The organism is Enterococcus sp. AZ191 (assembly GCF_051713845.1).
In the GTDB taxonomy this organism is placed as follows: Bacteria; Bacillota; Bacilli; order Lactobacillales; family Enterococcaceae; genus Enterococcus_B; species Enterococcus_B durans.
Window position 1 is genome coordinate 1,784,726 of the sequence record NZ_JBIOQS010000001.1, and the last position, 24,997, is coordinate 1,809,722.

Genomic DNA, 24,997 nt, shown 5'->3' on the forward strand with positions numbered 1-24,997 from the left:
AAAGTCAGTTTTTTCGGAAATGTCAAAAAAAGTGTCGAACAAAAGTAAGAAACACTTTTGTCCCGACCTCTCTTATTTGATCAATGATTTTACTCTTTTTCTCTTTTTACTTCTTTGATCTCTTTTTTTAGTACTTTTCTGCGATCAGCTACGACATAAAAGAACCCGTAGATAAATGGCAAAATAAATGAACTGAAACGATAGAGAAGTAAGGACGAAACTGCATCGACAGTCCCGACTAAAGGTTTGAATAATAACAGATAGACAAATTCAAATGAACCGATTCCCGCAGGCGTCGGGATCACGCCAGACAATACTACCGCAAAGCTAATAAATGAAAAGGTCAGTAAGAAATCGATTTTCGGATGATTTTCGACCAAGAAGATATATGGCATCACATACCAGAACAAGAGCTTGAGCATATTCCAAAAATAGATTTGGAGCAATGCTGTTCGATCTTTTACGATCGTCTGAACTGTTTCTCTCAGTGAATAGATTTGTGTATTACAGGTATCGACCCATTTTCGCAATCTTTGACTTTTGAATAATTTATTTGACACACTGACAAAGAAAATTTGAAGGTTCAAACTTATTGAGATCAATAACAGAAAAGCAATAATGAGACCCGTCAAGACGATCCCAGCAATAATGAACCAGATCATGGATGGTCCTTTAGAATAGAATAACGAGAACTGGACAATCAAACCGATGATGGCATACGTGATCACAGCCAGTTTGTACATGATCATGTGCAATGCCGTGACACCAGCGCCTTGAGAGAATTTCATTCCTTTTTTGTTGTAGAAATAAATCTCCGAGATCAACGTTCCTGTACCGAAAGATACGATCCGATAAAATGCAATATAACAGGATGTCCAGAAGCCGTCCATCGTAGAAAAATCATTGGCGAAAGGTTCTGCAATTTCTTTGATGGAGCGTCCTTCTACAAGTTGATAAAATGTTCCTAATACTAATGCTGCAACAATAACAACTAAACTTGTCGATAGTAATTCAGCAAATATATCTGCAAATGATTGATTGATCAAATAATAAATAATGGCTAGTATTCCTATCAATAAAAGCAGATTTAAGACTATTTTTGTTTTTGTTCCTTTAGTTGACATTGACTACTCCTTAATGAAAAAAATAAATCAAAATCAAATCAACGAGTACACCCGCCATAAATCCAATTGTAAATTTCTTTTTTCTCGTTTTATGATGAAAGACTTTTCGTGAAAGCAAGCCACCAATGCCGCCGCCTAGTAAACTAACAAAGATCAAATTACTTTCTGGTACGCGCCATTTTCCTTTTTTTGCCTGACGTTTATCATACCCCATCAAACAAAACAAATAAATATTTACAAGTACCAGATAAAACCACAAAGGGTTATATAAAATTGCATTCATTTTTTTCCTCCAACTAGTCAGAAAAATTATTTTGTTTCTTTTGGAACAAATACAGATAGTCCCTTGGGAACAACGACTAATTCAATTGGTAGATCATCGGTGGTATCACCATCTGTACGGGTGCCAACCTTTTTTTCCTGCGCTTGGATATTGATTTGACTTGCTGTCAAATAAGTGATCCCAGGGACTGAATAGATTTTTCCTTTGATTATACGAGGAAGATAAAAGATAAATCGGAAAATATCAAGAGATGGAATGATCGTTATGTGGAATTTCCCATCATCTGGACTAGCAGAATCATCAAAATTCGTATACCCACCAACAGAGTTCGTCATCGTAACTGTCAGTAACTGCGTTTTTCCTTTCCAGTGTTCGTTCTCTGTTTTGATATCTAGATGATATTTTTTCTTTTTCAGCAATAGATTGACAAAACGTTTCATAAATATCCAAGATCCATATCGTTGTTTTTCCTTTTGGCTGATCCAAACAGCTGTATCAGCGAGTATCCCGATCGTTAATGTGGAAATGATCACTTCATCATTTACTTTTCCGTAGTCGATTTTACGAATGGCTTCCCCTAAAATAACATCTGCCGCTTCTTCTTTATCTATAGGGATTCCAAGTACCTTTGCTAGATTATTGACTGTTCCACCGGGTAATAATCCTACTTGATAATGTTCTAGTTTCTTCTGGAAAGCTTGAACAATATGATGGATCGTTCCATCTCCCCCAATGATGATCAAGGTATCTGCCTCGTGTTCTTCTGCTTTTTTTACAAGTGTTCTGTGTTTCACCGAAGGACCGGTTTCCGTTAAATAAACGGTTAGCTCGGGTCGCGTTTCACTCACGTAATCTTTGAACCATTTTGCTAATTTTTCGCCTTCGTCATTTCCTGAGCTTTCATTATAAAAGACCAGCAATTTTTCCATACTCTTTTACCTCCTAATTTCACACAAAAATCAAGGGGATAGACGGTTCCACTTGGAATTCGTCCTCCCCCCGACGTTTATCGAACCGATCGACTAGCTGACTGATCCGACATCCTATTCAATTTTAAACGTTTGTGTTCAATTCCGCAATTTTTACAATTACATCTGCCGCTTTTTCCATTACTTGAAGAGAAACAAACTCGAAGCGTCCGTGCATGTTTTCTCCACCAGCAAATAGGTTAGGGGTCGGAATACCTAGATATGAAATTTTTGAACCATCCGTTCCGCCACGGACTGGTTCAATGATCGGTTCGATTTCTAGATCGATCATTGCTTGTTTTGCTAATTCGACGATACTCATGTCTTTTTCAATGATTTCACGCATATTGTAGTATTGATCGTACATATTGACTTTTACTCGTTCTTGGTCAAATCGACGATTCATTTTTTCTTGGATCTCCGTGATCAATGCTTTGCGAGCTTCAAAGTTTTCACGGTCATGGTCGCGGATGATATAACTCATCGTTGCTTCTTCTGTATTTCCATTCAAGGCCATCAAATGGAAGAAGCCTTCATAACCTTCTGTTTTTTCCGGTACTTCATCTGCTGGCAGTTGGTTATGGAAATCAATCGCTAATTGCAGCGCATTGATCATCGTGTCTTTTGCTGTACCAGGATGGACATTTTTCCCTTGAATCGAAATCTCTGCTTGAGCTGCGCTAAATGTTTCATATTGCAATTCACCTAATGGACCGCCATCGACAGTATATGCAAAATCGACATTGAATGCTTCAACATCAAACTTATCCGCCCCTACACCGATTTCTTCATCTGGACCAAATGCTACTTTGATTTCACCATGTGGAATCGTTGGGTTTTTGATCAAAATTTCCATCGCTGTCATGATTTCAGCGATCCCTGCTTTATCATCTGCTCCCAGTAGCGTACTGCCGTCTGTCGTAATCAATGTGTGGCCTTCATAATTTTTTAAATTAGGAAAGTCTTTAGTATTTAGCGTATAGCGTTCTTCGCTATCCAATACGATCACCGATTCCCCATCATAATTCTCAATGATCTGAGGATTGACTCCTTCCGCATTGAAGTCAGCTGTATCCATGTGGGAGATGAAACCGATCGAACGCACAGGACGATCCACGTTGCTTGGTAATGTACCGATCACAAAACCATTTTCTTCATTGTAGAAAACATCCGACAATCCAAGTTCTTCTAGTTCTTTTTTTAAAACTTGTGCAAAAGCGACTTGTGTTTGTGTAGATGGTGTCGTTTGACTTGTTGCATCTGAGCGTGTTTCTGTTTTAACATAGCGTAAAAAACGAGGTAAAAGATTTTCGTACATAAAATTCTCTCCTTTTAGTTAAATTGAAATGGGTTGGTATCTGTTTCAGAAACAAAGAAGTCAATAGACCAATCCTCTTCTTTTTTCCAAGATTCAAATTTTTCGATAAACTTCTCTTTGCACAATGATTCGATATAATGTCCCGGATCAATGGCAGCAAGGCCGGCGCTCTGCATGTCCTGTGCTGTATGGTAATAAATATCGCCAGTAATATAAACATCAGCTTTTTGAGACAGTGCATGAGGATAAAATTTTTCCCCACTGCCACCACAGATTGCCACTCTCTTGACCATTACTTCTTTTTCTATGGGACGTACGACGCGAAGTCCGTCTAATTGGAAAGCTTCTTTCACTTTGGCTACAAAAGTGTCGAGAGGCATTTCTTCTGATAATTCTCCGATACGGCCAAGTCCCCATGTTTTAGCTGGCTCATCGATTCTAAACAGATCATAAGCCACTTCTTCATATGGATGGACCGCGTACATCGCTCGAAGAACTTTTTGCTCAAGATGTTCAGGAAAAATGACTTCTACTTTCGCTTCTTGAACCTTCTCCAGTTGACCAGCTTCACCGATTGTAGGGTGAGCTGAATCATTTGGGCGAAAACGTCCTTGGCCGATCGTAGTAAAGCTGGTGGAGTCATAGTTTCCTTGTTGCCCTGCACCAGCTTGAGCCAATGCTTTACGTAATTCTTCAGCTTGTTCCACAGGTATATATACAGCCAGTTTTTTATAATGACGTTCATGTGTTTTGACTAAGTAGTTTTCGACCTTGACACCGAGCAATTCACAAAACCAATCATTTAACCCATCTTCAATGATATCCATATTGGTATGTGCAGCATACACAGCGATATCGTGTTTCAATAGATCCGCATACATCTTTTCTTGTGGATCATCTGTATTTAAACGTTTCACTGGGCGAAAGATAGGTGGGTGTTTTGCAATCAATAGATCGATCTTTTTATCAATGGCTTCTTTTACGACTTCTGGTCGAACATCGAGCGTCATCATCACCCGTTGGATCGGTTTATTCAACGTTCCAATGTGTAGACCTACAGGATCGCCGTCTTCTGCCAGCCATTGAGGGCAGTATTCTTCAAATTTGCGAATAAACACATTGCCGTTGACTGTCATTAGCCTAGTACCTCCTCAATCATTTTGATTTCACTTTCCATTCGTTCTTTTCTGACTTGCTGATTTGTTGCATGAGTCAGCTGTTGCAGAATCGTTTGTCGCTGTTTCAGTTCTCGCTGCCACTTATTGAGAAACACTTCATTGGACTCGTTCAATAAGTGAGGTCCAAACATCAATTCTTTTTCACTATAGGTGACTTTCTCTTGTGTCTTTTTCGCCACAAGGATCTCATAGATTTTTTTATTTTCTTCTAAAATCGTTTCTGCAATAAGTTGATAATTGTTCTCTTGCAACCAGCTTCTCAGTGTTCGTTCACCGATATTTGGTTGAAGAATCAGGCGTTCGTTCCCAGATAAGCGTTTTTTTTGTTTGCCAGCTTCTAGGATCTCCCGAATCAATGAACCACCCATTCCAGCAATCGTGATTGCATCAATTTGATCTTCTGCTTCGATTGCATCTAAGCCATTTGCCAGACGTACAGTGATCTGCTTTTCTAAGCCGTCCTTTCGCACTTGTTTCCTCGCTGATTCATAAGGACCTTTTACTACTTCGCCAGCAACTGCAAATTGGATTTTTCCTTTTAACATTAATGCCACTGGTAAATAAGCATGGTCAGAGCCAATATCTGCTAAACGAGCATTTTCTGGAACAAATTCTCCCACCTTCGCTAAACGTTTAGATAATTCCAAATGGTTCATACCTTCACTCCTTCCACGCCATTATAACATTTTCATTATAATTTAAGGAGATTCGAAAAGAAAAAATTTCAAATCTCCTTCATTTTTTTCTAAAATCCTACTGCCTATGATCCAATACGTGCTATTTCGATCAAAGAGTCAAGAAAGACTATCGGAGGATCTGACCGGGTCATTCGCAAATCCTTCAGTACAAACTTGATTTTGTCACCAACACGTACTGAGCCTTTGCCATCTTTCAATTTTTCAGCAGACGCGCTCAAAACCATATCACCAGCACGATCCTTTGATTCTTCTATATTTTTTATGTCCGTTACTCTGATAGTAAGTATTGATTTTTCATTTTCTGAAATATCGATAATTTCTCCAGTGTAGACATACCGTTCTTTTTTTTCTGAGAGATCATCGTTCTCTTGGTTTCCGCAACCAGTCAAAGAAAGGAATACGATAGCGATTATCGATGAAAAAATAAGTTTCATGAATACCTCCTTCAAATCATTGTCGTTCACTTATCTGCCGATCGTATCTAACTACTTTCCTTTAACTCTTACATTGTTTTTTTGATCCATGTCATTTATGTAAAAGAAGCCAGGACAAAGTGTTATGTCACAAAAAAAGCAAACATTCCCAAAATTTGTTTTTCAAATTTTTAAAAATCAGCTTTTTATGCTTCGGATTTGTTACTTTTGTTCCCGCTACTTATTCTATTTTGTTAGGAAGCGAATGTAGTTTTTTTCAACTACTTCCCTACTTTGCGGTATTTATGTGGACTAGCAAACTATTAATTCAAGTTTTTTTAGAGAAGTGGTCCTATTCTTCAATCCGAGCTATTTCGACAATTGAATTACCAGGGATCTGCGGTGGGATCGACATTGTCATTATGGAATTTTCTACTAATACGATCTCGATCTGATCGCCTTTCTCGAATGCCTCTTTTCCATCTTTTAGTTGCTCCTCAGACGCATTCAAAATAACACCATCATTCGTAAAAGAACTTCCGATATTTTCCGAGTCTTTTATTTCTTTTACGTTGATCACTTTGATTTGGATCGTCGAATCATCCGGTTCTGAGATACTTTCGATTTCGCCATTAAAAATACTTTGACCTTGCGTTGCAGAGTTACTTACTTCCGTCGATGTTTCCGCACTGATCGAATCAATCGATGCTTTACTTGGGTCTTCATTTCCGCAGCCTGTTAATGTAAAAAGTAAACCAGCCGCAATCATTGTTGAAAATAAAATCTTCATAAAATTTCCTCCAGCTCATTTTTAGTTGACTTATTTTGATGGTTGCGCCCGACTACTATATGTTTGCCTAATAGATGGATTCGCTTCCCTTTAGGTAGTGCATATAATTATGTAAAGAGGGTGTGACAAAAAATTGCCACACTCTCCTTTTTTGAATACATGATGTTTCAAAAAATAGTTTTTCAAACGGAAATCCTACAAAATTTTAGCAGTATTTTACGGAAAACCTTTTTTTCTTGAAGCTGAATACTTCTGTTCTATTTTCTTTGATACTATCGTATATAGTGTAATGATTTCTGAACAAAACACCTTTCACAATTTTGCATGTTTCATTAAAAGCTCGGAAGAATTATTCAACCATTCCTTCGATTACGCCCAGTCATTTCGATTTCTTTGGTCAAATAACGAATCCGTTCCATGATCCTTTTAGCTTTTAATGGCTCTTCATCGCCACGCTGCGTGACAGATAAATGTTGTTCCAATTCATCCATCGTGAAGTTTGAAGAAAAAAATGTCGGAAGCTGTTCTTGCATCCGATATTGTAGGATCACACCGAATACTTCATCTCTGATCCAACTGCTCATTGCATCGGCGCCGATATCATCCATCATGAGGATTGGTGAACGCTTGACTGCGTCTAATTTCTCCGCCACTTGGTCTTTCCCAATCGCTTGTTTCATCTCTACCGCAAAAGTCGGAAAGTGAACGAGAGTGGTCGTGAACCCTTTAATAGCCAATTCTCTTGCTGTTGCACCTAGTAAGTACGTTTTTCCGATCCCAAAACTACCAACTAGATATAGTCCCTTGTGGTACCCCTTAGGATCAGCACTATAGTGTTCGACAAAATCAAGCGCCTCGAAGCTGGCATAGCTCCGACCATCTGTACGTTCGAAATTTTTGAATGAGGCATCTTGGATATCTTTTGGCATATCCACTGCTTTGATCCGACTTTTGATCTCTTCTTGTCTTTTTTTCGCGAGCAAAGCTTCTGTTGGTACATACGTCACATCGACATAGTGAAAGTTCAGGGTCAATTTGGGCTCATAGCCTGGTGCGATCATCGTGGGATCATTTTTTTGATACTTCCGTTTTTCTTGAACAAATTCATACAGTTTAGCATAACTTTTTTCAATATCTGCTTGTGTCAAATCTTCTTGATGTTCTGATAAGAAACTTTGAACATCTGGATCGTTCAAGACTTCTTGGATCATCTCAGTAAATTTCTGCTGATAATCTCTTCTGCTAATGATTTTCTTTAGCTCTTTTCCGACATCTTCCACTAGCTATCGCCCTCCTTTTTTGCAAAATATTCTTTAAATCTACGTTCGATCTCTGCCTTTTTCTCACTACTGATTTTCTGTTCTTCTTTTGGTTTGTTTACCCAATCAGGGAGTTTTTCACGGCGTACATTGCGCCGCGTAGATGCGTATGACTGTGTTGTCTTTTTTTTCGTTTGTTTTGCTTGATTACTGATCGTACGGATATGCTTGATTGCCTCTTCTGGAGTAGTAATCTTATTTTGGGCCCATTCATTCGCGATCGTATTGACGAAGCTTGCATTTAAACTTGCTTGATTTCTTATGACCAACACATAGTTGACTAAAATATTGATCACACTACTTGATAAGCCTGAACGAGAAACTAAGTCTTGCATCAACCATGTTTCTTGTTTTGAGACAAAACCGCCTTTTTCTTGTTTTAATGCTTCAAGATACTTCATCGGTGGGATACTTTGGGCTTCTTTGATCAACTCTACTATGGCGTTCGGTAACGAACTGTCAGCAGTAACCGTTTCTTCTCTACCTGTTTCTGGACTTATTGGATCACTTTTTTTGGGTTTTTGTGCTTGACTTGTTAAAACGATTCTTTGCAGTTCTTTTGTCGAGACTTTTTGTTCAGAAAAATCATAGGCTAGAACGATCCATTCACCGATAGTCAATTCATCCACGCCGTAAAGCTGATGGTACATCTCGATTTGTTCTTTTAATGGATCTTCAAGAACTGGGATATGTTTTTTTGTCAGCCACTCTGTCAAAAAGGCCCAATCAAGTTTAGGTTGATCTGAATCAGATACCAATAAACCTGGTTTTTCTTGTTGAAATCCTGCTTGCACATTTTCGATCTTGTCCTGATTAGCAGCATAAGCAGCTTCACTGAACCGATAAACTTCCAAAAATTTTTTCGTGATTTTCTGGTAGCTTTGAGACGAAAACGTCTTTGGTTGGAATAATTGGACTAACTGTTCATAGCGGCGTTCTCCCACTTTTTCTAAAAGCAAGAAGGAAAGTACACTATCTTTGAAAAAAGCGAAGGCATCCATTGGTTCTAATAATTCATAAATAAAACAAGCTCCTAAGCTGGCGTCTTCTTTGTAAAAAACATCTAAAAGACCGATTCCTTCTAATCGCTTACGGGCTTCATAAAATTGGGGCAATCCACAACTCAAACTACTTAAGAGATCTGCATGCAATCCTTCTGGTGATTGGCCATTTTCAGCTGATATTTCTGATAAGAGGGTCAAATACAGACTCATGGCTTCTCCACCGATCAATGGCTGATACAGGTACAACAAGGCGGATCTTCCATCTTCTTTTAGAGGATAACTTTTTCTTCCTTGGTAGATATTTTTGGGTTGAAGCTCTTTCCATGCATTATCCAAGGAAATAGGCCTCCTTACTTCTTATTTTTCTTTATTGTTTTCTTTTGCTTTATCAACGATATCTTGCAATTCCTTTAAGAAAACAGACATATCTTTAAACTGACGATAGACGCTTGCAAAACGAATATAGGCTATTTCATCAAGATTGACTAAATCTTCCATGACATATTCCCCGATCAATGTAGTAGATACTTCGTTTTCACCAAGACTTCTGACCCGGTTTTCTACGTGGTTCACGATTTGTTCCATCTGCTCCATCGCAACTGGTCGTTTTTCTGCTGAGCGGATCAATCCACGCAAGATTTTGTCGCGATTGAATTCCTCACGTTCACCATTCTTTTTGATGACTAATAATGGTGCCGCTTCGATTCTTTCAAATGTGGTAAAACGAAAAGAACAACTTTCGCACTCTCTTCTTCTTCGGATTGCTTGCCCATCATCTGCCTGTCGGCTGTCAATGACGCGAGAATTATTATGTTGGCATCTAGGACATCTCATTTTCTTCACCTCTTCTTGTGAGTGTTTCTATCAAACTACTATTTTCATATCAAATACCCAAATCTTGAAAATAGAAATGGCTGATTTGATGGACTTCGATTAAATGATCGTTGCTTACAATAGTAAATACGTTTTTTCTTATAAATATTTACATTTTTTCGATTTTTTACAAATTGCAACTAGTTGTATTATAACACGAAACGTGTGTTCAACGCGACTTTCCTGTACAAAAAAAGCGAATACAAGAACATTTTTTTTTAATTTTGTACGTAATTTGTTCGATTTCTATATTCACATTGGACGTGTGAAATAGAGTCCTAAACAACTAGACTTGCCCCCACTAAAATCATCGAACATTAAGACTACTTATTTTGTATCGGACACACTCGTTGTAAGATCGACAGGTATAGTCATCTTATTTCTCTTTGTCCACCGAGAGCCATCGTATAAGGCCAACTATACCATTTGTCATACACGACTATGATGATTGTTTTCCCACTCTCATTCAATTAGGGCGAGATTTCTAAAAATTTTATCGCTATTCTTGGCTAGTTGGTCCATCAGCAAGTCTAGCTTAGTTTGATTTTATTAGCACAATTACTTCAAACGTTCATCAAACAGACAAACACCGATCACAGCAATTTTGAGATTGGCTGAACTTCTGGGCTATCTTTAGAAAATAAAAAAAACCAAGATCCACGGGTGTTCCCAAGGATTTGGTTTATTCGTGTATTCATTCAACTCATTTTTTGCATGTAGATCGATCAAAGTTTTTCTTCGATACCCGTATAATGTTTCATACGTTGTTCGTCGATTTTTTGCTGATTAGGGATATGTTCTGCTTCAGGAAGCGGTGCTTTTTTGCGTTCATTTTTTGCTGTTCGTTCTTTTGTTAAATCTTGATTTTTCGCTTCTGCCTCTGCTTGCTCATCTTCAATTTCATTTATTCTGGCTTGATACTTTTCTTCATTTTCTTTCGCAATTTCTGCTTGAGTACGGCCTTCATCTTTTAATTCTTCCTTATTGATGAGTTCACCGATCTTTTCTTTTGCTGAGCCAACCACTTTATCTTTTTGATTTTTAAAAGTCCCCATAGCAATCCTCCTCTTTGATTTATATTCAGCATAGCAAAATTACTGGATATACTCAAAGAAATCGATTGCGAGATTCCGCTAACCAGTTTTTGATCTGTGCTTCGAGCATCTCTTTACTCCCGCTATTATCAAAAACGATATCAGCGAGTGCTTTTTTTTCTTCAATGGACAGCTGGCTGCTGACTCGCTGTTTTGCTTCTTCAAGGCTTAGATGATTTCTTTTCATTAGTCGCCGTATTTGGATGTTTTCAGGCAGATAAACTACTGCCACTGCATCCATGAGTTGCTCATAATGCCCCTCATAAAGAAGCGGGATGTCTGCCACAACTAACGGATGTTCAGTTTTCAATTGTTCGATTTGTTCTGTGATCACTGTACGGATGAACGGATCAAGTAGCCGATCCATCTTTTTTCGTTCCTCGACAGAATTGAAAACGATTTGTCCCAATGCCTTCCGATCAAGGGTGCCATTATTTTGAAGGATCACATCTCCAAATACACTGACTAGTGCCAATAATCCTTCGCTTTTCGGTGCGACTACCTCACGAGCGATAATGTCCCCGTCAACAATTGGTATACCATGATTGCTAAAAATAGCCGCTGCTGTACTTTTTCCTGTAGCAATTCCACCCGTCAACCCTAATACAAACCCTATTTTATTTTCAGACTTTGGCAATTTGGACAATAGTGCGTCCCCCTTTGCGCTACTTTAGTCTTAACAATTGGCGTATGACAGCGAACGCAAGGCTGGCCAGTTTGTCCATAGACATGTAGTGCTACTTGAAAATTACCTGCTTCACCTAACGCATTGAGGTAACTTCTGATCGTGGTTCCGCCTGCTTCTATTGCACGTGACAATACATCAATAATTGCTTTTCTTAATAATTCGATTTCTTTTGGTTTCAATGTGTTGGCTGGTTGCTCTGGGTGTATTTTTGCTTCCCAGAGCGCTTCATCCACGTAGATATTTCCTAGTCCTGTAACTAATTTTTGATCAAGTAATAAAGGCTTGATTGCCTTATGGGACTTACCCAAGCCCAGAATAAACTGATCAAGCAAAAATTGATCTGGTAAAGGTTCCGGCCCTAATTTCAAAATACCTTTATACGTATCACTCGCTCCCTTATCAACGAGTGTCATACGTCCAAACTTACGTACGTCGTTGTATCGTAGCTGGCTTCCATCTTCAAAGAAGAATAGGACATGGGTATGCTTATCAATAGGCTGATTTGTTTCAACAAATTGATACTTCCCTTCCATTCGCAAATGGGAGATCAACTCATAATGGCTTAAATGGAAAATCAAAAATTTTCCTCTTCGTCCTATTGACTCGATTCGTTCACCAATCAATGTCGCTTCAAAAATAGGTGTTTCTGGCTGTTCAATGATTTTAGGCCACAATACTTGTACTTTTTTGATTGTTTTTCCAGTGACTAACCGCTCCAAGCCTTTTCGAACAGTTTCAACTTCTGGTAATTCTGGCATTATTTCACCTTCAATTCTTTCGCTCTTTTTTCACTTATTTTGCTTCATACCATGTTTTTCCCCAACTACTATCTGTAATCAAAGGGACATGGAGGGAAACGGCGTGTTCCATTACTTCACTGACTAAGTGATCAAGTGTTTCTAATTCTTTTTCAGGTACTTCAAAGACAAGTTCGTCGTGCACTTGTAACAACATCGTTGCTTCCAATTTTTCTTCCTTCAAACGCTTGTCTAGTTCGATCATTGCGATTTTTAGAATGTCAGCGGCGCTTCCTTGTATTGGTGTGTTGATCGCCGTTCTTTCTGCAAATGAACGGATATTGTAATTTCGTGAGTTGATGTCTGGTAAATAGCGACGGCGATGGTACAATGTTTCAACAAATCCTTGATCTTTTGCTTCTCGAACGATTCGTTCCATATACTCTTTGACCCCAGGATATTTTTCGAAATACGTATCAATGTACTGTTGTGCCGCTTTCCTAGTGATCCCCAAGTTTTGCGATAATCCATAATCGGAGATACCATACACGATCCCAAAATTGACTGCTTTTGCCTGACGGCGCATGTTTGGTGTCACATCTTCTGCTTTTTCGATTCCAAATACTCGCATTGCTGTACTTGCGTGGATATCTTGTCCTTCAAGAAAGGCAGCTTTTAAATGTTCATCATTTGAGATATGGGCGAGGACACGCAATTCGATTTGAGAGTAATCAGATGAATAAATCAACCAATCTTTCTTTCTTGGCACAAACGCCTGACGGATTTTCCGTCCTTCGTCTAAACGAATCGGAATATTTTGCAGATTCGGATCGACTGAACTTAGACGTCCTGTCTGTGTCAAGGTTTGGACATATCTAGTATGGACCTTTCCGTCTAATTGGATCACTTTAAGTAACCCTTCAACATAAGTAGACTGGATTTTGGCGATTTGGCGATAGGTTAGGATATCATCAACGATTGGCGCTTGTTCTCTTAGTTGTTCCAATACATCGACGGCTGTAGAATAACCTGTTTTCGTTTTTTTGATAACTGGCAGTCCCATTTTCTCAAATAAGATGACTCCAAGTTGTTTAGGTGAATTCAAATTGAATTCTTCACCTGCTTCTTGGTAGATTTTTTGTTCGATTTCTCTCAAACGATCAGAAAATTCAACTTTCATTTCTTGTAAACGCGTCGCATCGACTTTGATCCCACTGATTTCCATTTCAGCCAAGATGATCGATAACGGCAATTCCATTTTTCTGAAAAGATCTTCTTGATTCTTTTCTGCTAATTCTCTGGTTAATTGAGGCGTTAGCACATTGATAGCAGAGACTTTTCGAGCTAAATGTGCAAAAAAGACTTCTTCATCTTCAGGTAATCCTTTTTTTGCTCCCTTGCCATAGACAGCTTCATCCGATTGGACTTCATGATAGCCGTAATGAGCGGCGATTCCTTCGATATCTGTACTTTTTTCGTTGGTATCCAGTAAATAGGCTCCCAATAACACATCAAAATCAATGCCCTTTGTTTTCGTTGTATAACGATTCAAGGCAACATACGTGCGTTTTGCATCATACACTTTCTTCAGCCTAGTAGGATCAGCTAACCAAGAATGAAAAGATTCGTTTTCAAAGATAGCCAGATCATTCGTCACATAGATTTTTTCCTTCGTTCCCCAAGCAACACCAACGATATCCTCAGTATGATAATTGTCTCCCATCATTTCGACATACAGCGCCATATCTGTAGTGAACATGTCTTCATGGAACTCATGAACGACTTCGAATAAGATATCGGTCATTGGCGTTTCTTCTTCTACGATAGCCAGTTTAGAAAGAAACTGTTTGAATTCCATTTCCTTGTAGAATGGAACCAATTTATCCAAGTTTTTTCCTTCATATTTCAAGGAATCGATAGAGATTTCGACAGGCGCTTGCGTATTGATCGTCGCTAGTTCTTTGGATAAGAAGGCTTGATCTTTGTCATTTATAAGATTTTCTTTCATCTTGCTTTGCTTCACCTCATCGATATGTTCATAGATTCCTTCGACTGAACCATATTGTTTCAATAATTTGATTGCTGTTTTTTCACCGATCTTCGTTACTCCTGGTATATTGTCTGAGGCATCGCCAGCGAGTCCTTTCATATCGATGATCTGTTTTGGGGTCAATCCATCATATTTTTCAGCCACATGTTCTGGTGTATAACTTTCAATATCACTCACACCTTTGACAGTGATATCCACTTTGATTTCTTTACTAGCTAGTTGTGTCAAGTCACGGTCACCAGATAAAACGACCACATCAAATTCATCTTTATTGACTTTTTCTGCTAGTGTACCGATGATATCATCTGCTTCATAATTCGGCAGTTCATAATATTTCACACCTAGACCAGTTAGTAATTCACGGATATAAGGCATCTGTTCTTTGAATTCTCCAGGAGTTTTGGAACGGCCACCCTTATATTCTGCGTACATCTCTGTTCTAAAAGTTGTTTTTCCCGCATCAAAGGCGACTAAAACATGGGTAGGTTGTTCTTTTTGCATCACATTCTCAAACATATTATGGAACGCATAGATGGCATTTGTATGGAGACCGTTTCTATTTTTGAAGCGTTCTAATGAATTGTGGAGCGCAAAAAATGCCCGAAAGGCTACACTATTCCCATCAACGAGTAATAATTTATGTTTTGTCATTTGTTTAACTCCTTACTGTAAAGTTCTTCTTCATTCTAACAAAGAATACGTAGGAAAGCGAAAAGAAAAACGCGAGAAATTTTCTTCTATAAATAAAATATACGGTTATTGCAGAAGTACTTCTGCACCGTTTATTCAAAAAAAGAGTGTGACAAGATTTTTGTCACACCCCTGTTAAATACGTTTTTCTATTGTTAATTGTTTTTACCAAAAATTCTTAAAAAGGCTAAGAACAAGTTGATAAAGTCAAGATACAATTGTAGTGCCAAGAAGACGGCGATTCCACTGTGGGCTGTTCCATTGCTTTGCACATAGATACTACGGATCTTTTGATTGTCATAAGCCGTGATCCCTGCAAAAATCAACACAAGCAGAAGCGAGATGAATAATTCAACTGCACTGCTTCGCAAAATGAAGATGTTCAATACCATTGCGATGATCACGCCGATCAATGCAGCCATTCCCGCACGACCAACGCCGCTTAGGTCTTTCTTCGTGACCATCCCGACAACTGACATCCCCAAAAACATACCTGTAGCAGTAATGAATGCTTTGGTAATGCTGCCGATATCATAATAGGATAATGTAACAGCCAATGTCAGCCCATTTAACAATGAGTAAGCGACAAAACCACCGATTGCTAAGCTAGGATTCTTTTGTGCTTTCACTCCGAGAACCATGACTAAAATCAACTCTACGATCCACAGCCCCATAAATCCTAACGGGAAGTTGTTGATGAATGAAGCGATTTGGTAAGGGAAAACTTGAAGTGTCAAATAAGACACGATAGCACTCAATGCAAGCCCTCCACCTAGAAAAGCATAAACCTTGGCATAAAATCGATTGATTCCTGCTGCCATAGTATTTTGATTGTTCATATTATTCACCTTCACTTTCAAGTGTAATTTCTAATTCTGGTTCTTCTGCTGGTTGAACCATTACTACAGCATCTAATACTCGATTTTCGACACTGTTGGTTGCTTCCACAGAAATTGTTACTACATTTTTCATTTTGTCTACTTTGATGACCTCAAACTGAAAAGTCAATGTTTCGTAATGGAAAACTGGTTCAATAAAATTCACAGAAAAATTGACGACATGTGAACCTGGTCCAGGCAGATGTTTCGAGATTGCACTGGTAATGATCCCCATCAACATCACCGATGGAACGATTGGCTGGTGGTATTCTGTTTTTTGAGCAAAATCATGTTGGATATACAAAGGATTGGCATCATTTGTCAAACCTAGATATAACAATAACTGGTTATCTTCGATCGATTCTGTTAAAGATAACGAGTCTCCTTCCTCAATTTCATTGATTGTTTTTCCTAATTTACGCGGTTTACCTATGTTCAAGATAAAAACCCTCCAGTTTATATATTAATCATTACTCATTGTACCAAAACAAATAGAAAAGGCAAGTTCCACTAACTAAACACTAGATATACTTAAGAATCCTGCTGGCTCGAAAATGATTCCTTTTTTTAGTTCGCACTTCTAAAAAAACGAGTGACTCGTTGAATATCTCTCTCCTTCATATAGCGTAATTTAACATTTAGACGCCCATTTCCTTCTCTCAACTGCAAACTAAGATGGGCTAAATCTTTACGGTAAAGAAAAGGCGTACTGGTTTCTTCGATCGATTGGACTTTTGCACGGTCAATAAATGTTTGGAGTTTTGTAAAATATTGGTAATTTTGGATACAAAGTCGCGAATCTGAAAGAAAAGCCAATCCTTGATTATGGCTATTCAATAAGTCCGTTGCTATGCCAAAGAACAGCCCCAACAATAGGATCGTTCCCAACCACCAGTAAAAGAAAAAAGAAATGATTGCTAGTGGCAATAGCACAGCGATGGACCAGCGGGAAAAATAAAACCAGCGTCCTCGCGAAACAGCTTGTATGGTTGGTTTTGCCATTTGCCAATCAGCATAGATCATTTGTAACACCGGATACAATTCACTTTCATTGATTATTGGTAGGAGCAGGACTTTAGCCGTGTTATCTGCATTTTCTTTTTGTTCTTGTCCCCCTGCTAAAATCAATTCCACAGATGAGATCCTAAGTAATCTTCTCAATATATTTTGCTTGATTCGAATCCCTTGCACTTTGTTGAGTGGAATCTTTTGAACATGCTTTTCAAGTAATCCTCGTTCGATCGTCAATGTCTTCTCGAAATAGCTTACTTTGAAATGATAGTACGTAATCATGCTTTTAATTATCGCGAAAAGCATCGCAACGCCAATAAATAAAAGTCCGAATGCCACAACGAACAGCCCACCAGTTTGAACAGCCGAGATTGTCACATCTGCAACCTCATTGACCCACTCTTTTGACATAAACCGTTCGATTGTCAATAACACAACGAAAATCCCCATAAACACACTCAGATCCGTGATGCCAAACAGAAAGATCTGACGATTCGTTAATTGATATTTAACAGCTTCTTCGTAAAGCGAGCTCTTCTTAATAATCGCTTCATCTGCTTGTTGTTCGGGAAAGTTTTTTTCTTGTTTGTTGTTTGTTTGCTGCCGGTAATGTTCGATTTCATTGAATACCCGGATCGGTATGGCTGGAATATTGACTTCTGGTTTACTCTCTCCTCCAGCAGTCTCGATCTGTAGACTTACGACATGAAAGGGAACCAAAAAGAACCATTGGTGTTGCTTGATTGCCTGCATTCGTTCATATGTTACCTCGATTTCCTTTTTTCGGATGATCCCTTCATAGATGACCATTTTATCTGCATCGATCGTATAAGACTCAAAGTAATATTTCATGCATGCCCAAATGCCCAATAGTAAGATAAGGATACCGCCAAAAATCAAAAACATCCATCCGCTATCTTTGAGACCATTTTTAAAAATCCCGAGGATCATTGCTGGTATCCATATTTTTAATGCAGATAAAACATGGAGAAGGATGGTCAATGGGTGGTAATGAACCTTTTTAGACATCTTCCTTCGCCACCTTCACTAATTCGATGATCTGCTGACGCAAAGCTTGTGCTTCCTCCATATCTAAACCAGCTAATCGGTGGGTGGTGGCAGCCGTGTGGATCGCAATTTGAATCAGGTTTTGTTGGCGTAGGAAAGGTCCTTGCTCTGTTTCGACATGTTGGATTCGGTTGATCGGGACATAGGTCGTTGAGCGAAAAATAAACCCTTTTTGAAAGACCAAGTCTTCTGGGGTGATCTCATAGCGATGAAATTCATAACGATAAGGAACAAGGACGAATTTCAGGATAGTCACAATCAATACGATGAGAAAATAGCCAATGAGTATGCTACCCCACAGTGCTGACAGTTGATGTAAATAACGGAGTATCCCAAACATGATGATACCCAATAATAAAAAAATAACGCTAGTTAAGAATATGCTTTTTTGCCAAACTTTTTTGATGCGCTGTGGCATTTTTTGTGCTAACAATGGATAATTCATTCTTTCCCTCACCTTCATTCTAAGGAACAAAAAACATTTATTTCTACCAAGCAAACCGATTCTTATCCCATTAGTTATAGTTATTTGAAACCATTTTATTTAGTTAAGAATACTACTAGTTATCCCCTTTGCCAATGGATTTTTTCAATAAATCGCTTATTTGAGCGTGGGACAAAAGTAAGAAACACTTTTGTCTCATTCTTTTAAAAACGAATAAACGGCGGAAGCAGAAGCAACTCTTTCGGCTTATTTCTCGCAGTTAAACACTTCCGTCCCAGCCTCATAAAAAAAGGATGCGACGAAATATCGTCACATCCCTTCTCGCATCGAATAACCCTTGTTCCAGAAATTTTTTTCAAAAAACAAATCGAAATCTTGGAAAATCAACGAGCAATTTTCAAAAAATTCTTTTTTTAAGTCCGCTATTCCTGTCACACATTCTTACGTATATTTAGTTCAACAAGAAATTACAAAACATTCTTTGTTGTACTGCTCAATAATTTTTCGTAGGCTTGTTCAAATTTTTGGACATCTCCCGCACCCATGAAAATAATCACTGCATCGTGATAATCCAATAAAGGAGAGACATTGTCTTCTTTGATGACTTGTCCGCCTTTTTTGATCTTATCTCCTAAGTCTTCGATTTTTACATCGCCTTGTTTTTCACGTGCTGAACCAAAAATATCGCAAAGATATACTTTATCTGCAAGATCAAGTGCTTCAGCAAATTCATCCATCAACGCAATCGTACGTGTAAATGTATGTGGTTGGAAAACTGCAATGATTTCTTTGTCAGGATATTTTTGACGTGCACCATCGATCGTCGCTTTGATTTCTGCTGGGTGATGCGCATAATCATCAACTACAGTCATATCGGCAACGATTTTTTCACTAAAACGACGTTTCACGCCTGGGAAAGTCAGCATTTCTTTTGCGACTTCTTCAATATCTAAGTTTTCAAAGTAAGCGACCGCAATCACACCTAGTGCATTTAGAATGTTGTGTTTTCCAAAAGCTGGTACGACGAAATGTCCAACAAACTCCTCGCCATGATACACATCAAAAGCAGAACCAGTTGTTGTTCGTTCGATATTACGTGCTTGGATATCATCATTTTCAGATACACCATAATAATAGATCGGCACATCAGCTTCCAATTTTCTCAAGTATGCATCATCACCATAGGCAAAAATTGCTTTTTTGACTTGTTTAGCCATTGATTGGAACGCAGTGAACACATCATCGATACTTGTATAGTAATCAGGATGATCAAAGTCGATATTTGTCATGATGACATAATCAGGTGAATAAGCCAAGAAGTGACGGCGATATTCACATGCTTCAAACGCAAAAAATTCGGCTTGAGGATCCCCATGACCTGTACCATCTCCGATCAAATAGCTCGTTGGACGGATACCTGTCAACATGTGGGAAAGCAGACCAGTCGTACTAGTTTTCCCGTGTGAGCCAGTAACAGCGATACTGGTGTAATTTTGGATGAAATCTCCAATGAAATCATGGTAGCGAACAACTTCTAACCCTAGTTCCTTCGCTCTTTGGATTTCTTCATGTGTATCTGGAAAAGCATTACCAGCAATGATCGTCATCCCTGGTTTTACGTTATCCGCATTAAAAGGTAAAATTTTGATATTTGCTTTTTCTAAATCTCTTTGAGTAAAGAAATATTTTTCAATGTCTGATCCTTGCACGTTTAAACCTTGTTCATGTAAAACAAGAGCCAAGGAACTCATTCCTGATCCTTTGATACCAACGAAATGATACAATTTATTTTGATTTTCCATTTGAATCCTCTTCTCTTAACTATCATCCATTTTTTTCACTATATTCAACACGACACCCATTATCTTATAAACCTTTGAAAATTTCAACCAAATTTATTCGAAGAGGATCAAATCTTATTGGCTGTCAAAAAACAGAAATAAATGATGGAACTTTTCATTCTTTGACTAACCTTCGTTACTATAACCTACCGAACGAATCGCTCATCGAATTGAGCAGTGATCCGCCGATAAGCTGACCAAACTGTTTCAGGCATTTCTACGTGATTCATATAACCCTTGCCATTTGGTCCATAGCCATTTTCATCGTCTTTCAAGCGAACCATTTCCCCTAGAACCAGTGCATAAAAGTATCCTTTTGACCATTGGCCATTCAACTCAGGCTGAGTGAACTGGATTTCTTCCCCAATAGCGACCACTTGAGGCACAAAAGGAACATAATTGATAAATTTGACATTTTCTGTTTGCCATACTTTTTCAAAAGTCGCTTTTGTCCTTCTTTGCAAAGTAGGATCGTTCATCAGCAATATTTTGCGAGGAAGTTCTCCCTCTCGACGCAATAGTGCTAAGGCGTTGCGAGCGTTCTCACCTGAATTGGTAGACGCAGTTTCTAAAAGGAATGCCTCGTTTGGGAGCTGATATTTTTCTTTGAGATACTGAAAGCACATCTCACTTTCACTCAACGTTGGATCTAAAAAAATCCCCTGCTTCTCAAAATTACGGTGAAGTTTTGCCGTAGCATGTCCGATGCCACCAACAAGAAAGATCTTCTTCACTTGCCCTCTTTGATAAAGTTCTGCTGCTTTATCCGCTAATATGGGTAAGCAGTTACCAGCTAGAATCACTAAAGAAGCCTCATCTATTTGGCTAGAACTCTTGTCAGCTAAAAAAGTTAACAGCTGGTTCCAGTCTTGATAGTTTTCTGCCTGTTTATCCATTCTTTTCCCCCATCAGCATGACTTTTCTGCTACATTTTTTGTTTCTTTCCATACTAACTTTCCGTGACATTTTCCACAGACATAACGTTCTGTATTTATTTTTCGTTTGCGGTAAATAAGTGCTGAACAATTTTGACATTCGTAACATTCGATTTTTTTGACCTGATTGGTAGATACTCTCGGCGCATAACGAATACCGCCAGTTTTTTTCAAAAGGTTCTTAAAATCGGCATCTTGATGACGATAGCCTTTGTTCCCTAAGTGTAAATGATAATGGCACAATTCATGTTTGATGATCCCGATCTTTGTCTTTTCATCTACCTCTTTGAACATCTTGAGATTAAAGTCTAGATGATGATCGCTTAAATGGTAACGGGCACCAGTGGACCTTAACCGAGCATTAAAAACAGCGCGATGCCTAAAAGGTAAATGGAAACTTTCGATTGAAATCTTTTCAACCAACTGTTGCAATTCTTCTTGAGTCACTGTTTATTCCTCATAAGGAGAAAGCATCGTCAAGCTGATTCGTCCTTTGTTCGTGTCGACTTGATCGATCCAAACAGTAACTACATCCCCTACAGAAACGACATCAGTTGGATGTTTGACAAACTTTTTACTTAATTTAGAGATATGGACCAACCCATCTTGTTTGACCCCGATATCGACGAAAGCACCAAAATCGATTACGTTACGAACTGTTCCTTTCAACTCCATGCCAGGTTTTAGATCTTCCATGCTTAAAACATCTGAACGAAGCAATGGTGCTGGCATTTCATCACGCATGTCTCTTCCTGGCCTAGTCAGCCCATCTAATATATCAGCTAAAGTTTCTTCACCTACAGTCAGTGTTTCAGCTAAACGAGTAGCGGATAGATGCGAAAGTATCTCAATGGCTTCCGCTTTTCCTAACTCTTTCTCAGACAACCCGTTTGTTTTTAGAATCTCTTTGGCTATACTATAGCTTTCAGGATGGATCGCTGTATTATCCAATACATTTTTCCCACCAGGCACACGGATAAATCCGATTGCTTGCTCATAAGCTTTCGGTCCTAATCTTGGCACCTTCTTCAATTGTATTCGCGTATCGAAAGCACCATTTTCCTCACGGTACGTCACGATGTTTTGAGCTGTTGTTTTGTTCAATCCAGAAATGTGCTGCAATAATTGCGGGCTCGCTGTATTGACATCGACACCCACTTGGTTCACCGCTGTTTCAACCACGAAATCCAATTGCTCGGCTAATCGTTTTTGAGAGACGTCATGTTGGTATTGGCCTACCCCAACAGCTTTTGGATCGATCTTCACTAGTTCTGCTAGTGGATCTTGTAAGCGTCGAGCAATCGACACAGCACTACGTTCTTCTACTTGTAGATTGGGAAACTCTTGACGGGCAATGTCACTGGCTGAATAGACCGATGCACCAGCTTCGTTGACAATCGCATAATATGCCTTGTGGTCAGCTGCTTTTAACTGTTCTGCGACGAACAATTCAGATTCACGACTAGCTGTGCCATTTCCTATCGCTACCATATCTACCTTGTACTGATTGATCAATTTGACAAAAGCCGGTCCTGCCGCTTCTCTTTTTGCTTGTGCTGCTGGTTTATGTGGGTAGATCACTTCGATTGCCAAAACCTTACCAGTGGCATCCACTACTGCCAACTTGCAGCCTGTACGATAAGCAGGATCAAACCCTAAAACAACTTTGCCTTTCAACGGTGGCTGTAACAACAAGTTACGGAGATTTTCGCCAAAAATCGCAATGGCTTGTTCATCTGCTTTTTCTGTCAGTTCATTACGTACTTCACGCTCGATGGCAGGCTGGATAAAACGTTTGTAACTATCTTGGTATGCTTCCCTTACCGCAACAGCCGCAGGTGAATCTGGATCTTTGATCATTTGGCGTTCTAAATAAGACAACACCGCCGATTCATCCACTTGTAACGATACTTTCAAGATATCCTCTTTCTCTCCTCGATTAGTTGCTAAAATACGGTGAGAAACAATTTTATGGATAGGTTCGGAAAATGCATAGTACATTTCATATACGCCTTTTTCATCGAGTTCTTTTTTCTTGACGGCACTGACATACAGCCCTTTGTTGTAAGTGTATGAGCGGATCCACGTTCTGAATTTTGCGTCATCACTGACTTGTTCAGCAATGATTTCATGTGCACCTTGTAGTGCCTCTTCTACGCTTTGTACTTCTTTTTCTTCACTTAGATACTTTTTAGCTTCTTCTCGAATATCCCCTTGCGTGAATTGGAGCAACCATTGTGCAAAAGGTTCAAGGCCTTTTTCTTTTGCAATCGTTGCTTTGGTACGCCGCTTTTGTTTGTAAGGACGATAAAGATCTTCCACTTGCTGCATCTTCACTGCCAAAGTGATTGCCTTTTCCAACTCTGGTGTTAGTTTTTCTTGTTCATCAATCAATCGAATAACTTCTGTTTTACGTTTTTCTAGATTTTCCAAATACGCATATCGTTCTTCGATTTCTCGAATTTGGACTTCATCGAGACTGCCCGTCATTTCCTTACGATAACGTGCAATGAACGGCACTGTGTTTCCTTCATTTAATAAATTCAAGACCGTTACTAACTGTTTTGAATGATAATCAGCCAGTTCTTTTTGAACAAGCTGAACAATTGTCTGATTTAATTTCTCCGTCATAAAAAAACTCCTTTGCAAATAGAGACGTCCCTACTCGTGACCGTCACCAAGAATGTCAAATAAATATAGTTCCTTTCTATTTTATCATATTTTATAGGAACTGATCACAAAACAAAAAAGCGACACAAAACAACTGTCACTTTTCTAGTTTTCTAGCCTCTCCAACTACCTTCATTATTCTGATATTCGATATCTTGGACGATTCCTGATCGATCAAAAACAACGCCGTGCAATGAACCACCAAAGACTGCCCCACCATCAATACCGATCAGATTGTCACCACACCATAGATCAGTCGTCTGCATATCACCATGTAACATAGGTGTGATGGTATGTCCAAAGACGATCGTTTTCCCTGTATTGTTTTTTTCTGTATGAAAAGGTTCTCGAATCCATAGAAAATCCCGATCACTTGTTTGTCGCCAATCTTTTTTTGTTAAATCAACGCCTGCATGAACAAATAAGTACTCTTCCCACTCATAATATAGCGGACGCTCACACAAAAAATCGATCAGCTCAGGATATCTCGAACGGATCATCATGGCAATCTCGGTTGGGGAATATTCTTCTGTAGCTCCTGAGTGCAACAGACTTTCAAACGTTTCTTTGCCCCCATTACGTACGTAGGGAGCGTACCAATCTTCCGGTGCTTGGAGAAATTGTAAAAAGTATTCTTCATGATTGCCACGAAGATAGACCGCATTCGTTTCCCTTACCAATTTCATTCCTAATAAAAAGCATTCTTTTGTACGTGGACCGCGATCATTTAAATCACCCAGCAGAACCAGTTGATGGATTGAGGGATCGTAGTGTGCAACAAGTTTTTGAAAAAGATCATACTTTCCATGGACATCACCGATTGCATAAATATAAGGTTTCATTTCATTCCCCTCCTTTACTCCTCAGTATAGCTCATATTTTTATCAGAGAACAGAAAAAAGAGGAAGATTCAAAAGTAAAA

General features: G+C 38.8%; 24 protein-coding genes. All 24 read right to left on the reverse strand.

Features of this window, described 5'->3' with window-relative positions; genetic code table 11:
- Positions 1 to 89: 89 nt before the first annotated feature.
- Positions 90 to 1,124, reverse strand: a complete 1,035-nt coding sequence (locus tag IGI47_RS08630) for a lysylphosphatidylglycerol synthase transmembrane domain-containing protein (protein WP_438783951.1) — start codon at positions 1,122 to 1,124, stop codon at positions 90 to 92.
- A gap of 10 nt (positions 1,125 to 1,134) precedes the next feature.
- Positions 1,135 to 1,407 carry a DUF1294 domain-containing protein gene (locus tag IGI47_RS08635; protein WP_005879846.1) on the reverse strand — a complete coding sequence of 91 codons (273 nt, stop codon included), beginning with the start codon at positions 1,405 to 1,407 and terminating at the stop codon, positions 1,135 to 1,137.
- Between the two features lie 26 nt (positions 1,408 to 1,433).
- Positions 1,434 to 2,336 (reverse strand): diacylglycerol/lipid kinase family protein, encoded by a 903-nt coding sequence (locus IGI47_RS08640; protein ID WP_311931437.1) that lies wholly within the window; start codon positions 2,334 to 2,336, stop codon positions 1,434 to 1,436.
- A 124-nt stretch (positions 2,337 to 2,460) separates the two neighbouring features.
- On the reverse strand, positions 2,461 to 3,693 hold the full coding sequence (gene pepT / locus IGI47_RS08645) for a peptidase T (protein WP_311931436.1): 1,233 nt from the start codon (positions 3,691 to 3,693) through the stop codon (positions 2,461 to 2,463).
- Positions 3,694 to 3,707: 14 nt separating this feature from the next.
- Positions 3,708 to 4,829, reverse strand: a complete 1,122-nt coding sequence (locus IGI47_RS08650) for a Nif3-like dinuclear metal center hexameric protein (protein WP_311931435.1) — start codon at positions 4,827 to 4,829, stop codon at positions 3,708 to 3,710.
- On the reverse strand, positions 4,829 to 5,527 hold the full coding sequence (locus tag IGI47_RS08655) for a tRNA (adenine(22)-N(1))-methyltransferase (RefSeq protein ID WP_311931434.1): 699 nt from the start codon (positions 5,525 to 5,527) through the stop codon (positions 4,829 to 4,831). Before IGI47_RS08655 ends, IGI47_RS08650 begins: the two co-directional genes overlap by 1 nt.
- 104 nt (positions 5,528 to 5,631) lie before the next feature.
- Positions 5,632 to 6,003, reverse strand: coding sequence for a hypothetical protein (locus tag IGI47_RS08660; protein WP_311931433.1), 372 nt, complete (start codon positions 6,001 to 6,003; stop codon positions 5,632 to 5,634).
- Between the two features lie 331 nt (positions 6,004 to 6,334).
- Positions 6,335 to 6,772, reverse strand: coding sequence for an LptM family lipoprotein (locus tag IGI47_RS08665; RefSeq protein ID WP_311931432.1), 438 nt, complete (start codon positions 6,770 to 6,772; stop codon positions 6,335 to 6,337).
- 353 nt (positions 6,773 to 7,125) lie between these two features.
- Positions 7,126 to 8,052, reverse strand: a complete 927-nt coding sequence (dnaI, locus tag IGI47_RS08670) for a primosomal protein DnaI (protein WP_095443931.1) — start codon at positions 8,050 to 8,052, stop codon at positions 7,126 to 7,128.
- The gene (locus tag IGI47_RS08675; RefSeq protein ID WP_438783952.1) at positions 8,052 to 9,431 is read right to left on the reverse strand and encodes a replication initiation and membrane attachment family protein; all 1,380 of its coding nucleotides are present in this window, start codon (positions 9,429 to 9,431) and stop codon (positions 8,052 to 8,054) included. The genes dnaI and IGI47_RS08675 overlap by 1 nt, the downstream gene beginning before the upstream one ends.
- Before the next feature lie 21 nt (positions 9,432 to 9,452).
- Positions 9,453 to 9,929 carry a transcriptional regulator NrdR gene (gene nrdR, locus IGI47_RS08680; RefSeq protein ID WP_438783953.1) on the reverse strand — a complete coding sequence of 159 codons (477 nt, stop codon included), beginning with the start codon at positions 9,927 to 9,929 and terminating at the stop codon, positions 9,453 to 9,455.
- 764 nt (positions 9,930 to 10,693) lie between these two features.
- On the reverse strand, positions 10,694 to 11,023 hold the full coding sequence (locus tag IGI47_RS08685) for a CsbD family protein (protein WP_081134491.1): 330 nt from the start codon (positions 11,021 to 11,023) through the stop codon (positions 10,694 to 10,696).
- 52 nt (positions 11,024 to 11,075) lie between these two features.
- Positions 11,076 to 11,708, reverse strand: a complete 633-nt coding sequence (coaE, locus tag IGI47_RS08690) for a dephospho-CoA kinase (RefSeq protein ID WP_311931430.1) — start codon at positions 11,706 to 11,708, stop codon at positions 11,076 to 11,078.
- Positions 11,675 to 12,508, reverse strand: a complete 834-nt coding sequence (gene mutM, locus IGI47_RS08695; protein ID WP_311931429.1) for a DNA-formamidopyrimidine glycosylase — start codon at positions 12,506 to 12,508, stop codon at positions 11,675 to 11,677. Before mutM ends, coaE begins: the two co-directional genes overlap by 34 nt.
- 34 nt (positions 12,509 to 12,542) lie before the next feature.
- Positions 12,543 to 15,188, reverse strand: coding sequence for a DNA polymerase I (gene polA, locus IGI47_RS08700; protein ID WP_438783954.1), 2,646 nt, complete (start codon positions 15,186 to 15,188; stop codon positions 12,543 to 12,545).
- 194 nt (positions 15,189 to 15,382) lie between these two features.
- Complete coding sequence (locus IGI47_RS08705) at positions 15,383 to 16,066, reverse strand: Bax inhibitor-1/YccA family protein (protein ID WP_005879873.1); 684 nt, start codon at positions 16,064 to 16,066, stop codon at positions 15,383 to 15,385.
- 1 nt (position 16,067) lies between these two features.
- Positions 16,068 to 16,544, reverse strand: a complete 477-nt coding sequence (locus tag IGI47_RS08710) for a MaoC/PaaZ C-terminal domain-containing protein (protein WP_005879875.1) — start codon at positions 16,542 to 16,544, stop codon at positions 16,068 to 16,070.
- A gap of 128 nt (positions 16,545 to 16,672) precedes the next feature.
- Positions 16,673 to 18,145, reverse strand: a complete 1,473-nt coding sequence (locus IGI47_RS08715) for a PH domain-containing protein (RefSeq protein WP_438783955.1) — start codon at positions 18,143 to 18,145, stop codon at positions 16,673 to 16,675.
- A complete protein-coding gene (locus IGI47_RS08720; RefSeq protein ID WP_104661524.1) occupies positions 18,138 to 18,629 on the reverse strand; it encodes a PH domain-containing protein in 492 nt (163 codons plus the stop codon). The genes IGI47_RS08715 and IGI47_RS08720 overlap by 8 nt, the downstream gene beginning before the upstream one ends.
- 467 nt (positions 18,630 to 19,096) lie before the next feature.
- Positions 19,097 to 20,431 carry a UDP-N-acetylmuramate--L-alanine ligase gene (murC, locus tag IGI47_RS08725; RefSeq protein WP_005879880.1) on the reverse strand — a complete coding sequence of 445 codons (1,335 nt, stop codon included), beginning with the start codon at positions 20,429 to 20,431 and terminating at the stop codon, positions 19,097 to 19,099.
- Positions 20,432 to 20,616: 185 nt separating this feature from the next.
- A complete protein-coding gene (locus IGI47_RS08730) occupies positions 20,617 to 21,366 on the reverse strand; it encodes a YdcF family protein (protein ID WP_438783956.1) in 750 nt (249 codons plus the stop codon).
- Between the two features lie 12 nt (positions 21,367 to 21,378).
- Positions 21,379 to 21,852 carry a SprT family protein gene (locus IGI47_RS08735; RefSeq protein WP_438783957.1) on the reverse strand — a complete coding sequence of 158 codons (474 nt, stop codon included), beginning with the start codon at positions 21,850 to 21,852 and terminating at the stop codon, positions 21,379 to 21,381.
- A gap of 3 nt (positions 21,853 to 21,855) precedes the next feature.
- Positions 21,856 to 24,036 (reverse strand): Tex family protein, encoded by a 2,181-nt coding sequence (locus IGI47_RS08740; RefSeq protein WP_438783958.1) that lies wholly within the window; start codon positions 24,034 to 24,036, stop codon positions 21,856 to 21,858.
- A gap of 152 nt (positions 24,037 to 24,188) precedes the next feature.
- On the reverse strand, positions 24,189 to 24,917 hold the full coding sequence (locus IGI47_RS08745; RefSeq protein WP_438783959.1) for a metallophosphoesterase family protein: 729 nt from the start codon (positions 24,915 to 24,917) through the stop codon (positions 24,189 to 24,191).
- Between the last annotated feature and the right edge of the window lie 80 nt (positions 24,918 to 24,997).